15 protein-coding genes are annotated in these 12,272 nt (G+C 70.5%); 2 read left to right on the top strand and 13 right to left on the bottom strand.

Annotated features, from left to right (window positions below; translation table 11 throughout):
* Positions 1–21: 21 nt before the first annotated feature.
* The 6 genes from zwf to K1T34_RS46895 all read right to left on the bottom strand — a co-directional run bounded on the left by zwf (position 22) and on the right by K1T34_RS46895 (position 4,422).
* Complete coding sequence (gene zwf, locus K1T34_RS46920) at positions 22–1,422, bottom strand: glucose-6-phosphate dehydrogenase (protein WP_220241266.1); 1,401 nt, start codon at positions 1,420–1,422, stop codon at positions 22–24.
* 110 nt (positions 1,423–1,532) lie between these two features.
* Positions 1,533–1,922 (bottom strand): hypothetical protein, encoded by a 390-nt coding sequence (locus K1T34_RS46915; RefSeq protein ID WP_220241265.1) that lies wholly within the window; start codon positions 1,920–1,922, stop codon positions 1,533–1,535.
* Entirely contained in the window at positions 1,919–2,185 is a 267-nt protein-coding gene (locus tag K1T34_RS46910) for a hypothetical protein (protein WP_220241264.1), read from the bottom strand. The genes K1T34_RS46915 and K1T34_RS46910 overlap by 4 nt, the downstream gene beginning before the upstream one ends.
* Positions 2,186–2,197: 12 nt before the next feature.
* Positions 2,198–3,301, bottom strand: coding sequence for a VWA domain-containing protein (locus tag K1T34_RS46905; RefSeq protein WP_220241263.1), 1,104 nt, complete (start codon positions 3,299–3,301; stop codon positions 2,198–2,200).
* Positions 3,294–4,169, bottom strand: a complete 876-nt coding sequence (locus K1T34_RS46900) for a MoxR family ATPase (protein WP_220241261.1) — start codon at positions 4,167–4,169, stop codon at positions 3,294–3,296. Before K1T34_RS46900 ends, K1T34_RS46905 begins: the two co-directional genes overlap by 8 nt.
* Positions 4,170–4,173: 4 nt before the next feature.
* Entirely contained in the window at positions 4,174–4,422 is a 249-nt protein-coding gene (locus tag K1T34_RS46895; protein ID WP_220241259.1) for a hypothetical protein, read from the bottom strand.
* A gap of 99 nt (positions 4,423–4,521) precedes the next feature.
* On the opposite strand from K1T34_RS46895, the gene K1T34_RS46890 reads away from it, so the two are divergent.
* Positions 4,522–5,466, top strand: a complete 945-nt coding sequence (locus K1T34_RS46890) for a LysR family transcriptional regulator (protein ID WP_220241257.1) — start codon at positions 4,522–4,524, stop codon at positions 5,464–5,466.
* A gap of 9 nt (positions 5,467–5,475) precedes the next feature.
* On the opposite strand, the gene K1T34_RS46885 is transcribed toward K1T34_RS46890, so the two are convergent.
* Together K1T34_RS46885 and K1T34_RS46880 are read right to left on the bottom strand one after the other, a co-directional pair.
* Entirely contained in the window at positions 5,476–5,763 is a 288-nt protein-coding gene (locus tag K1T34_RS46885; RefSeq protein ID WP_220241255.1) for a putative quinol monooxygenase, read from the bottom strand.
* 79 nt (positions 5,764–5,842) lie between these two features.
* Positions 5,843–5,992: a hypothetical protein gene (locus K1T34_RS46880; RefSeq protein WP_220241254.1), complete on the bottom strand. Its 150-nt coding sequence runs from the start codon at positions 5,990–5,992 to the stop codon at positions 5,843–5,845.
* A gap of 191 nt (positions 5,993–6,183) precedes the next feature.
* Between K1T34_RS46880 and K1T34_RS46875 the strand changes: the two genes are divergently transcribed.
* Positions 6,184–6,516 (top strand): hypothetical protein, encoded by a 333-nt coding sequence (locus tag K1T34_RS46875; protein ID WP_220241252.1) that lies wholly within the window; start codon positions 6,184–6,186, stop codon positions 6,514–6,516.
* 117 nt (positions 6,517–6,633) lie between these two features.
* On the opposite strand, the gene K1T34_RS46870 is transcribed toward K1T34_RS46875, so the two are convergent.
* From K1T34_RS46870 to K1T34_RS46850, 5 genes are all read right to left on the bottom strand, one after another.
* Complete coding sequence (locus K1T34_RS46870; protein ID WP_220241250.1) at positions 6,634–6,957, bottom strand: putative quinol monooxygenase; 324 nt, start codon at positions 6,955–6,957, stop codon at positions 6,634–6,636.
* 971 nt (positions 6,958–7,928) lie between these two features.
* Positions 7,929–9,578 carry a chaperonin GroEL gene (groL, locus tag K1T34_RS46865; RefSeq protein WP_220241249.1) on the bottom strand — a complete coding sequence of 550 codons (1,650 nt, stop codon included), beginning with the start codon at positions 9,576–9,578 and terminating at the stop codon, positions 7,929–7,931.
* 50 nt (positions 9,579–9,628) lie between these two features.
* Complete coding sequence (locus K1T34_RS46860) at positions 9,629–10,654, bottom strand: NAD(P)-dependent alcohol dehydrogenase (RefSeq protein WP_220241247.1); 1,026 nt, start codon at positions 10,652–10,654, stop codon at positions 9,629–9,631.
* Positions 10,651–11,217, bottom strand: a complete 567-nt coding sequence (locus K1T34_RS46855; protein ID WP_220241245.1) for an iron-sulfur cluster assembly protein — start codon at positions 11,215–11,217, stop codon at positions 10,651–10,653. The genes K1T34_RS46860 and K1T34_RS46855 overlap by 4 nt, the downstream gene beginning before the upstream one ends.
* Complete coding sequence (locus K1T34_RS46850; protein ID WP_220241243.1) at positions 11,214–12,248, bottom strand: amidohydrolase family protein; 1,035 nt, start codon at positions 12,246–12,248, stop codon at positions 11,214–11,216. Before K1T34_RS46850 ends, K1T34_RS46855 begins: the two co-directional genes overlap by 4 nt.
* Positions 12,249–12,272 lie beyond the last annotated feature (24 nt).

Genomic DNA, 12,272 nt, shown 5'->3' with positions numbered 1-12,272 from the left:
GCGCGGCTCGGCCGAGCCTGGTCAGCGGGACGTCCAGGGCGTGCGCCAGCCGCCGAACCCGGCCGTGATCTGGTCGGCCGCGGCCGGCCCCCAGGTTCCGGGTTCGTAGGCCTGCACCGGCGGCGGCGCGTCGAGCAGCGGCTGCATGACCCGCCAGGTCTCCTCGACGCCGTCCTGGCGGGAGAACCGGGTGCTGTTCCCGATCATCGCCGCGTGCAGCAGAACCTCGTACGGTGTCGGGCCCTCGCCGCCCTCGTCCGCGAACTCCATGTCGAGCTCGATCGGCGCGATGCGGGCCACGTCCGCGCGGAACGCGTCGACCTGGATCCGGACCCCGGTCGACGGGTCGAGCCTCAGGACGAGCTGGTTCGGCTGCGCCGCGTGTCCGACGAGCCCGAAACCCAGCTTGGGCGGGCGCTTGAACACCAGCCGCAGCTCGGTCTGCGTCACCGGCAGCCGCTTGCCGGTCCGGATGAAAAACGGCACGCCGGCCCAGCGCCAGTTCTCGATGTCGAGCCGCAGCGCCGCGAACGTCTCGGTGGCCGAGTCGCGGGGAACGCCGTCGATGTCGAGGTAGCCGCGGTATTGCCCGCGCACGTAGTGGGCCGGATTCGCTTCCACCACCGCTCGGAACAGACCGACCTGCGACTCCTTGAGGGTCACCGGGTCGCCCCGCGACGGCGGCTCCATCGCGGCGGCCGCCACCACCTGCATCAGGTGGTTGACGACGACGTCGCGCAACGCGCCGACCGGGTCGTAGAAATGACCGCGGTCCTCGACGCCGAAGCTCTCCGCCATCGTGATCTCCACGCACTCGAGGTAGTTGCGGCTCCACAGCGGCTCGAGAACGGCGTTGGCGAAACGCAGGTGGAGGATCTCCTGCAGCCCCATTTTCCCCAGGTAGTGGTCGACCCGGAACAGCTGCGCCTCGTCGACGTACTGGTGCAGCTCATCAGCGAGCGCACGGGCGGACTGCTGGTCGTGGCCGAACGGCTTCTCGATGACGAGCCGGGCACCGGTGGTCAGCCCGGCTTCGGACAGTCCCTTGACCACTCGGGCGAACAGGAACGGCGGGATCTCCAGGTAGAACACCGGTGTCGCGGCGCCCTTGACCGCGGTTCCGACCCGCTCGTAGGTGGCCGGGTCGGTGAAGTCGCCGCTGACGTAGGACAGCTTGGCGGCGAACCGCTCGAAGACCGCCTTGTCGAGGTCTCCGGTCGCTTCGATCGACGACCGGGCCCGTTCGATGAGCTGATCGAGTGTCCAGTCGTCGGCGGCCACCCCCACGACGGGGCAGTCGAGCAGCCCGCGGGCCTCGAGGCGGTAGAGCGAACGGAAGGTCATCACCTTCGCCAGGTCGCCGGTGATCCCGAAAATCACGAGGACGTCCGCCCGCGGCGGCTCGATGGCTGTCGATGTCATCCCTGCCTCCAGCTCCGTCACGACGCATCACGGGCTCCGGTCGTGTCCGCGAGCATCGTCGCCGCCGACCGAGCGACGCGGCCTCATCCGTGGGGGATGAGAGGGGCGCCTCAGCGCTCGTGGCCGATCCACTCCTCGGCCCAGCTGTGGTCGAACTGCGTTTCGTTGCAGCGCGGCCGGTAGACGGCGGCGAGCTCGCGGACGATCTGCTCGCGGTGCGCGGGCAGACCACCGGGGACCTCGTAGGTGCAGATGTGCACCTTCCACCGTGAGCCCGCGCGGGCGATCCAGCACTGCGCGCGCGGGTGCCGCCACGGGAGGCTCGCCTGGGACAGGTCGTCCGCGTGGTCGACGTACACCACGGCGTAGCGCTCGGGCCGGGATTCGGGCTCGGGGCGGTAGAGCACGGCGTACACCGCGGCGACGGCGGGCGGCGTCCACCCGCCGAGCAGACGGGGGCCTTCGAACGGGTACCCCGAAGCCGAGCCGAGGCGGATCATTCGTGTTCGCCGACGGCCTGGACGCGCCCGACCGGCAACGACGGCAGCCCGGCCTCCTTCGCCGCGCGGCGGAACTCCGCCGTGGCGAGCGTGATCGCCTTCTCCCGGTCGGGTGCCTCGACGAGCAGGCGCGCGCCGTAGCTCGTGGTGCCGATCCCGCTGGCGATCCCGCCCGAGGCCGCCACCGCGTCGGCCAGGCTCACGATCTCCTCGCGAGTGAACACGCGCTCGCCGTCCGCTTCGATCCCCACGCTCCACCGCATCGCCGGTGCTCCTCACCGAACTCGGGGCAGCGCTGCCGCGAGCTCCTCCAGGCTGCGCAGGTCGTGGCCGGCCACCAGCAGGTCCACGTACGGCGCGGCGATCCTCATCCCGAGCGGTGCCGGGCTGAGGGCGCCGCCGTGCGGGTTCGTCCACACCAGCCGGTGGCACAGCCGCGACAGCCGCTCCACCGCCTTGGCCAGCACCTCCGGGTCACCGCGGTCGAAGCCGTCGGAACAGATCACGACCACACCGCCGCGGCACCGGCCACGCCGGCCGAAGGTGCGCACGAACTCGTCGAGCGCGGCGCCGATGCGGGTGCCGCCCTCCCAGTCGACCACGGCTTCGGCCGCTCGCGCCAGGGCTTCGTCGGCGTCACGGGTGCGCAGCTGGTCGGTGATCCGCGTGAGGCGGGTGCCGAAGCAGAACACCTCGACCTCCGCCGCGGCGCTGCGGGCGGAGTAGGCGAACTGCAACAGCGTGCGGGAGTAGTCGGCCATGGAGCCGGAGACGTCGAGGACGAGGATCAGCGGCCGCAGCCGCACGCGGCGTTCGCGCCATCGCAGCGCGCGGGGTTCGCCGAACGTCCGCAGCGAATCCCGGACCGTGCGGCGCAGATCCGGTTCGCGGCCCTTGCGCGCGGGCCGGGTGCGGCGCGTGCGGCGTTTCGGCGGGGTGAGGCGAATCCGCGCCATGATGCGGCGGATCGCGGCGAGCTCTTCGGGCGTGCAGGTGCCGAAGGACTTGCGTTTCAGGCTGTCCACATCGGACGCGGTGAGCCCGAGCAGCGTGTCGGTCTCGTGCTCGTCGCCGGCGCGTTCGGGCTCGGGCAGCGCCAGCGTGGCGTCGACGCCCGACTCGGCGAGGATCGTGAGCAGCGCCGCGGGCGGTTCACCGGCGCCGAGGAAGTAACGGCGGAACGTCTCGTCGTAGCGGGGGAGGTCTTCGTGGCGCTTCAGCAGCGTGGTGCGGCCGCCCCAGTAGAGGTCGGCGAGGTCGGTGGTGTCGAGGACGGTCATCGCGCGGCAGCAGCCGAGCGCGTCGCCGGAGCCCACGGGGAGCCCGGCTTCGCGCAGCGCCCGCGCGAAACCCACCAGCACGCGGGTGAGCTCAGCCACCGGAGGCGAGTTCCGCGAGGTGCTCGCGCACCACGTCGAGGTCGTCGCGGTCCTTCACGACGGCGCCGAGCGTGTCGCCGGCGGAGCGTTCGTCGAGCGTGCGCTCGCCGAGGAACCGCAGCATGCGAGCCCAGTCGATGGTCTCGGCGACGCCGGGCGGCTTGGCGAGGTCGAGCTCCCGCAGCCGTCGCACGGCGGCCACGACCTGGCGCGCCAAGCTCTCCTCGACGCCGGGCTCGCGCACGAGCACGATCTCCACCTCGCGGTCGGCGCCCGGGTAGCCGAGCCAGTGGTAGAGGCAGCGGCGTTTGAGCGCGTCGTGCAGCTCGCGGGTGCGGTTGGAGGTGAGCACGACCAGCGGCGGGCTGGGCGCGACGATGGTGCCGATCTCGGGCACGGTGACCTGGAAGTCGGACAGCAGTTCGAGCAGGAAGGCTTCGAACTCGTCGTCGGCGCGGTCGATCTCGTCCACGAGCAGCACGGCGCCGGCGCCCGCGCGGACGGCCGCGAGCAGCGGCCGTTCGACGAGGAACTCGGGCCCGAACAGCTGCTCGACCACCTCGCCGGACTCGGCCTGGTGGTCCTGCAGCGCGCGGATGCGCAGCAGCTGGCGGGCGTAGTCCCATTCGTAGAGGGCCTGGGCGGTGTCGATGCCCTCGTAGCACTGCAGCCGGATGAGGCGGCGGCCGAGCACCGTGGCGAGCGTCTTCGCGACCTCCGTCTTGCCGACGCCGACCTCGCCTTCGAGCAGCACGGGCCGGTGCAGCCGCAGTCCGACCAGCAGCGCCGTGGCGAGGCCGCGGTCGGCGAGGTACGCGCCGTCGCGCAGGGCGGCGGTGAGCCCCGCGACGGTGTCCGGCTCGGCCATCCCGTTACGGCTGCTCGTCCGCGCCGAGCACGAGGTCACGCACCGTGCTCGTGCCGGGCTTCAGCTTCCCCTCGCGGGCGAGCTGGTCGTGCCACGCCGTGTGCAGGTCGCCGTTCTCGGCGAGCCCGCCGAACCCCACGGCCGACATGTTCTTGCACGAACGCTGGGGCCCGCAGGCCGCTTCCAGCTCGTCGGCGTCCTGGCCGCGGGCGCGCCAGACCTCGCGCAGGACTTGCAGCGCTTCGTCGTCCATGGGGCGAGTGAACACCGCGGGCGCGGTTGCGCAGCGCTGGATTAACCCTTTGCTTAAGGAGTATTGTCCAGGATCCGGGGTTACCGAGAGTATTTGACCATGACACTGGGCCAGCTCAACGCGTTCGTCCTGGTGGCAAGGCTGGGGTCGGTCACCGACGCCGCGAAGGCGCTCGGCGTGAGCGAGCCCGCGGTGTCGCAGGCGCTGGCCGCGCTGCGCCAGCACCACGGCGACAAGCTGCTCATCAAGCGCTCCGGCGGCATGACACTCACCGCGGGCGGCAGCCGGCTGCTGCCCATCGCGTCGCAGATGGTGGCGCTCGGCGCCGAGGCCGACGCCGCCGTGCGCCAGGCCAACGGCGTCGCGGCGCGCTTGCAGCTGGCGGTGACCAGCGAGATCGCGGAGTTCGTCGCCAACCCGCTGCTCGAGGCGTTCACGCGAAGATCGGGCAACGCCATCGACGCGTCGTCCGGGCTCGCGCGCACCGCCGAGTTGCCCGTGCTCATCACCAACCGGCTCGCCGACGTCGCGCTGGGCCCCGACGTGACCGGCGACGGCGGCGACCTCGACTGCACGCCGATCTTCCGCGCGTCACTCGTGGTGGTCGGCTCGCCGCACTGCCGCCACCAGGGCAGCCCGGCGCACTGGCCGTGGCTGCTCGACCCGGCGGGCGCCGACCCGGGCAGCGACACCGGCCGGCTGCTGGCCCGCCTCGGCGTGCCCGACGACGAGATCCAGGTCTTCCCGAACCAGACGGCCGCGTGGTCGGCGGCCGCCAGCGGGGGCGGGGTGTCGGTGGCGCTGGAGCACCTGGTGGCGCCGCAGCTGCGCCGCCACGAGCTGGTTGTGGTGCCGACGCGCCACACGCCCATGTCGACGTGCTGGTACGTGACCACCCTGCCAACCGACCGCCGCACGGGTGCGGCCAACTCGTTGCGGCACTTCCTGACGACGCCGGCGGCGATGCACGTGATGCGCGCGCCGGGCAGTGGCGTGCCGCCTTCGCGGTTCCGGCCGCCGGTGTACGTGACGATCTGGTCTTAGCCTTTTCGGTCAGGTCAGTTCGCGCACGCCGGCAACGTCGTACTCGGCCACTTCGGCGGCGAGGATCTCGGCGTTCTGCTCGTCGCTCGAGCCGCTGCCCCGGAACGCCTCGACGGCCGCCTGCGACTCCCAGCGCTCGAAGACGACGATGCGCCCGGGGTCCAGCAGGTCCGCGGTGAGGGAGAAGCCGAGGCAGCCCGGTGCGTCGCGGGCCTGCTCGACCACGCTCACGCAGCCGGCGAGGTAGGCCTCCCGCCGGCCGGGGTCGACGACCAGGTGCCCGGCGACGATGAGCATGTGCCGCTCCTTGGCTGCGGGCCGCCCGGAGCCGATTTTCGTTGCGGCGGCGGCGTTTCCGTGGTCTATCCGTTGTTTTTCAGTAGGGGAGCGGTTTACGCGCGTTGCCGGTCACGAGGTTCCCGATGCTCACCCCGACACCGAACCCCACCTCCGCCGCCCAGGCGAAGCCCAGTGCCGTCGTGAGCGCGATGCTCAGCGCCAAACCTGGCTCTTCCTTGCGGGACAACGGTTTCACTCCTTCGTTCGTTCTTCGTGGTGTGCTGGTCCGCGCCTGCACGGATGCTGTCATGTCCCCACCGTCCGTCGAGTCAGCGGCGTCCACGCTAACAACGTGAGCCGTGGTGGCCAGGGACTTCACCCGGACGTTGTAATCGACGAGGATCGTGACCGACAGCGACTCGACGAAGGAGTGACCACATGGGACTCAGGGACATCACCGCGTCCACGGCGGAGCTGTACACGGCGCAACGCGTCTACAGTGACCCGGTCGAGAAGGATGGCATCGTTGTCATCCCGGCGGCCATGGTGACCGGCGGCGGGGGCGGCGGGCAGGAGGCGCCGGACAAGGAAGGTGTCGGCTTCGGGCTCTTCGCGCGCCCCACGGGGGCGTTCGTCATCCGCGGCTCGGAGGTCACGTGGGTGCCCGCCGTGGACGTCACGGCCTGGGGTCTCGCGGTGGGTGGGATGGTGATCTCGCTGGCCTGGATCCTCACCCGCGCGACCCGGCGCCGGCGCGGCAGAAAGCGCTGACGGCGTTCCCGGGCGATTTCCGAGGCGATTTCTCCGGTGATTTCTCGGGCGACGCGGCCGGACGGGTCCGGACCCTTCGCGGCGGTCCGGACCTCGCCCGGCCTGTGGTGGGAGCGGTCAGTCGACTCGGAGCTCGCCCATCGGGCTCCAGCCGGCGCCGGGGGCGTCCAGGCTGACGATCTCCGGGGTGCGGGCGATGACGCCGGGCATCCACGCCATCGCGTCCGCGAAGTGCGGCGATTTCACGTGCGCACGGCCGGCGTCGGAGTCGGCGAAGGCCTCGACCAGCACGAACTGGTGGGGCACGTCGACGCTGCGCGACCACTCGAAGAACAGGTTCCCGGGCTCGCGCCGGGTGGCGAGGGTGAAGTCGTCGACCAGACCGAGCCAGTCCTCGCTCCGCTCGGGCCGGACGGTGAACTTGACGACGATGAAGATCATGCTGTCCTCCGAAAGGGGCACAGACGGCGCACGAGGCCACGCTGCCTCGTGACCGGGCGTGAGCCGGGCGCCGCGACCACCCGTACTCACGACCGGCCGCGGCCCCCGGCGGGCGTCCCGCGCCGGGAACCGAGTCCGGGTTCGCCGGGGCTGGTTACCTCGCCCCGGCTGCCGTTGACACGGCTGCCTCACTTGCCATCAGTGCTGGCAACCTGCCATCGCGGTGGCAGATCGCCCTGGAAACCGACTCGTCCGGCTGTCCGCTTGCCACGGGCTGTGGCACCTTGCCGTTCCTGTCGGCTGCTTGCCGCTGCGCCTCGCCCTTGCCATGGCGACTTGCCATGGGTGTGGCGACTTGCCGTCGCCACGGCTACTGCGGCTGTCGTGGCAACTCGCCGTTGCCGTGGTGTCTTGCCATTCCCACGGCTACTGCGGCTGTCGTGGCAACTCGCCGTTGGCTTGGCCAGTTGCCGTGGTTGTGGCGGCTGGCCCTTGCCGTCCGTCTTGGCGTTGCCATGGCGGCTTGCCATTGCCGTGGCGATTTGCTGTGGCCGCTTGCCGTTGCCGTGACGATTTGCCGTTGGCGTAGCTGGTTGCCACGTCGTTCCGGCAACTGGTGATGCGGCATGGTCTGTTGCCAGTTGGTGTGGCGTGGTGCCACGGCCCCTGGCAAGCAGCGAACCAGTTGGCGGGATGCCGTTGGGTTCGGCAATTTGCCATCTGGGTTGCCTGCGTGCCAGGCCATTGGCCGGTTCCGATGGCTTGTTGCCTGAGTAGCCGGCAACAAGCCGTACCGCAGGACACTTGCCGGCCGGCGTGGCATGGTGCCGATCGGCCGGCCGACTTTCCACCCCGCCGGCACAGAGCCCGGCCGCTCGCTCGACGGGACCGAAACCGGTTTCGCACCCGGTCCCGTCGAGCGGCAGCGCCCAGCCGGCAGGTCAACAAAGGTCAGCAGAGGCCGGCTGCGGTCAGTAGATGTTGGAAGGCCGCACCATGCCCTCCGCGAGGTCACCGAAGCCGGGAGCGATGATGGCGCCCGGGTTCTGGATGATCTCCTCCACCACGAGCGTCTCCGTGGTCAGCAGCAGAGCCGCGATGGACGCCGCGCTCTGCAGAGCCGAGCGGGTCACCTTGAGGGGGTCGATGACGCCGGCCTCGAACATGTCGCCGTACTCGCCCGTGAGGGCGTTGAAGCCGTGGCCCGGAGCGGACGAGCCGACGGCGGCGAGGACCTCGTCACCGTCGTAGCCGGCGTTGATGGCGATCCAGCGCAGGGGCTCGACCAGCGCGCGCCGGACGATGTCGCGGCCCACGGCGGCGTCGCCGGTGAGGTCGAGGCTGTCGACCTCGGCACGGGCCTGCACGAGGGCGGTGCCGCCGCCGGCGACGATGCCCTCCTCGATCGCGGCGCGCGTGGCCGACAGCGAGTCCTCCACGCGGTGCTGCTTCTCCCGCAGCTCGACCTCGGTGGCCGCGCCGACGTGGATCACCGCGACGCTGCCCGAAAGCCGCGCGATCCGTGCTTGGAGGCTGTCCTGGTCGTGTTCGTTCTCGGCGCGCTCCAGCTCCCGCTTGATCTGCTCGATCCGCGCCGACACCGCGGTGTCGGCGCCCGCACCGCCGACGAGCGTGGTGCTGCCCTCGGTGACGGTGATGCGACGGCACCGGCCCAACTGCTCCAGGCGCACCGCGTCGATGCTCTGCCCCGCGTCGCCGGTCACGACCTCGCCACCGGTGAATACGCCGAGGTCCGACAGCTCCGCGAGCCGTCGGTGCCCGAAGCCCGGCGCGCGCACCACGACCGAGCGGAACGTGTTGTGCACGTTGTTCGCCACGAGCATGCCCAGCGCGGGCCCGTCCACGTTCTCGGAGATGATCACCAGCGGCTTCTGCGTCCGGGTCACCTGCTCCAGGACCGGCATCAGCGTCTGCACCTTCGAGATCTTCTCGTTGGTGAGCAGGATGTACGGGTCCTCGAAGACCGTCTCCATGCGGTCCTTGTCCGTGGCCATGTAGGGCGAGATGTAGCCGTTGTCGAACTCCATGCCGTCCACGAAGTTCACCTGCAGCCCGAACGCCGGCGACTCCTCCACGGTGACCACACCGCCGAGCCCGACGCGGCCCATCGCCTCGGCGATGATGTCGCCGATCTCCGGGTCGTTGTTCGCCGAAAGCGTCGCGACGTGTGCGAGGTCGCCCGCCTCCGTCACCTCACGGGCGCCGGCCTGCAGCACCTCGACCACGCGCTGCACGGCCTTCTGGATGCCGTTCTTCAGCAGCTGCGGGTTGGCGCCGTCGTCCACGGCGCGCAGGCCTTCGCGCACGATCGCCTGCGCCAAAACGGTGGCGGTGGTCGTGCCGTCGCCCGCCACGCCGTTGGTCTTCATCGCCACCTCCTTCACCAGCTGCGCGCCCATGTTGGCGAACGGGTTTCGCAGCTGGATCTCCTTGGCGATGGTGACGCCGTCGTTCGTGATCGTCGGGGCTCCGGTGAGCTTCTCGATCACGGCGTTGCGTCCCTTGGGGCCGAGCGTCACCTTCACCGCATCGGCGAGCGCGTTCACGCCCGACTCCAGCAGCTGGCGGGCTTCGACGTTGAAGCGCAAGTCCTTGGCCATGTCTGTCCTTTCCGTACGGAGGTCGTGGTCGCGGCTGAACCTGCCGGCGGTCAGGGCACGAGGATCGCGCGGCCGCGGACGAGGCCGCGGTCCAGATCGTCGAGCGCCTTCTCGAAGTCGGTCAGGGCGTACTTACTGGTGTGCAGCGCGACTTTTCCTTGCGCGGCAAGCACCATGAGCTCGGCGAGATCCGAATAGGACCCGACGAGGTTGCCGACGAAGTTGATTTCGGTGGAGATGATGTCGATGGTCGGCACCGCCAGCGTCCCGCCGTAGCCGACCACGTAGTAGTTCCCGGCGCGTCGCAACATCTTCACGCCGGCCTCGATCGCGCCGCCCTCGCCCACGAAGTCGACGACGGCTTCCGCGCCTTCGCCGCCCGTGAGCTCGAGCACCGCCTGGGCTTCCGAGCCGTCGGCCACCACGAGGTGGTCGGCACCGAGCTCGCCCGCGAGCTTCAGCGCCTCCGGAGACCGGTCGACCACGATCAGCTCCGCAGGGCTGATCGCCTTCAGCGCCTGGATGCCGATGTGGCCGAGCCCGCCCGCGCCGATCGACACCACGCGCTCACCCGGGTGCAGGTGGGCCGCCGCCTTGCGGGCGGCGTGGTACGCGGTGAGCCCCGCGTCGGCCAGCGCCGCCACGGCCGCCGGTTCGAGCGAGGAGTCCAGCTTTACCACAGCCCGCGCGTTGGTGCGCAGGTATTCCGCGTAGCCACCGTCACGGTCGATGCCCGGGAACGCCGACTGTACACAGTGGACGTCATCGCCCGCGCGGCACGCCTTGCACAGCCCGCACGTGGCGAGCGGGTGCAGGATCACCGGGTCGCCCACGGACACCGACGTGACACCCTCGCCGATCTCCGCGACCCAGCCCGCGTTCTCGTGGCCGAGCGTGTAGGGCAGCGTGACGCCCGACTTCTCCGCCCACTGACCCTCGATGATGTGCAGATCTGTGCGGCACACGCCGGCGCCGCCGATCCTCACCACCACGTCGAGCGGTCCCTGCACGCGGGCGTCGGGCACCTCGACGAGCTCGGGGGTGCGGTCGTAACCACGTAGCTGCACCGCTTTCACGACGGTACCTCCTCTCGCACCTCGTCGCCGGTCCGGTAGTACCGCGGTTTCGTGCTGTCCTCGATGGACACGCGCACGCCCTTGGCGAACCGCAGCAGGCTCTCGCGCTCGGGGGACCGCTGCGCGTCGACCTGCCAGCCCTCGTCCACCAGCTTGCGCACGGCCCGCTCCATGCAGGCCAGGTGCGCCTCGCGCCGGAAGCCCGCCGGGAGCTCGGCGAGCCCACCGCCGGCCTGTTCGGGGACCGAGCCGCCGAAGCCGGCGGCGGTGACCTCGTCGCCGGCGCGCCCCTCCAGCACGATGTCGACCGTGTCGACGCTCGGCAGGCTCAGCACCGCGTCGTGCGCGTCGGCCACCATCAGGTACGCGAAGTTGGGCGCGCAGAAGTACGCGGGCAGCCGCAGCCGCACCGAAACCGAGTGGCCGCGGTCGTTGTGCAGGCGCACGCGGACGCCGCCCACGAACCCGAGGTCCGTGATCGGCTCGTGGAACTCGGGGTCCACGACGTCGGCCAGGGCACGCCAGACTCTGCTGGTCAGCGTTTCCGCTGTCGCCGCGGTCATGCCGGGACCTTCGAACTCGCTTCGGCGGCCGCGCGGGCACCGGCCATCCCGGCGGTCACCTCCGCGGGCACTTCGAGGTCGTAGAGCTGCGCGGCGTTGAGGCCGAGGATCTTCTTCTTCGCGTCCGTGGTCAGCGTGCCGTAGTCGCCCTGCATGTCCTCGGGGAACTCGAAGTCCACGAAGGACTCGACGAGCCACTTCGGCTGCCAGATCGCGTAGTCGCTGGCGAAGGTGATGCGGTTCTCCCCGAGCCAGTACAACAGCTCGCCCACGACCTGCGCGAAGTAGCGCGGCCGCGTGTGGATGAACGGCATCGCCACCGCGAGGCAGGCGTAGACGTTGGGTTCCTGCGTGGCGATCCAGCAGAAGTCCTCGAACCGGGGCAGGCCCACGTGCTCGACGACGAAGTTGAGGTTCGGGAACGCGACGGCAGCGTCGTCGATGTCGGCGACATCGGCCGAGTCCCGCTCGCTGTGGTCGATCGCGGGTCCTTTGTGGACGTGGACGTTGCGGATCCCGAGCTGCTCGCACTTCTCCAGGTACCGATAGGCCCACGGGTCGGACAGCTGCCAGCCCTTCGACTCGCCCTTCCACTCCGCCGTGTAGAGCTTCACGCCCTTGAGGTCCCACCGCTCGGCCAGCGCTTCGAGCTTGTCCAGCCCGGCCTCACCGTCGCGAGGGTCGAAGGCGCCGTTGACGATGAACTTGCCAGGGTTGTTCTCCGCGACGGCCCCGTCCTGCTCGGTCGTGTTGAACCCGTTGACGTAGAACTCGGTGAGGTAGGTCGGCTGGAAGATGGCCTTGTCCACGTAGCCCGTCGTGAACAGGTCGTCGATCAGCGTCTCCTCGGAGTACTTGCCGAACTTCTCCAGCGACCACAGCCACTCGGCGGGGCTGAGAGTGCGGTGGTGGTCGTAGAAGCACTCGATGAAGCCCTTGCCGTACCGGTTGGCCTGGTTGGCCGGCGAGCCGTCCCAGAAGTGCACGTGGCTGTCGACGATGAAATAGCTCTCGCCGTCCTTGCGGTACATGGGGAGTCCTTTCGCGGGAAGGGC

This window comes from Amycolatopsis sp. DSM 110486 (assembly GCF_019468465.1).
Classification (GTDB): domain Bacteria; phylum Actinomycetota; class Actinomycetes; order Mycobacteriales; family Pseudonocardiaceae; genus Amycolatopsis.
Note: the sequence above shows the minus strand (reverse complement) of the source record. Positions and strands in the feature narration are given on the sequence as shown.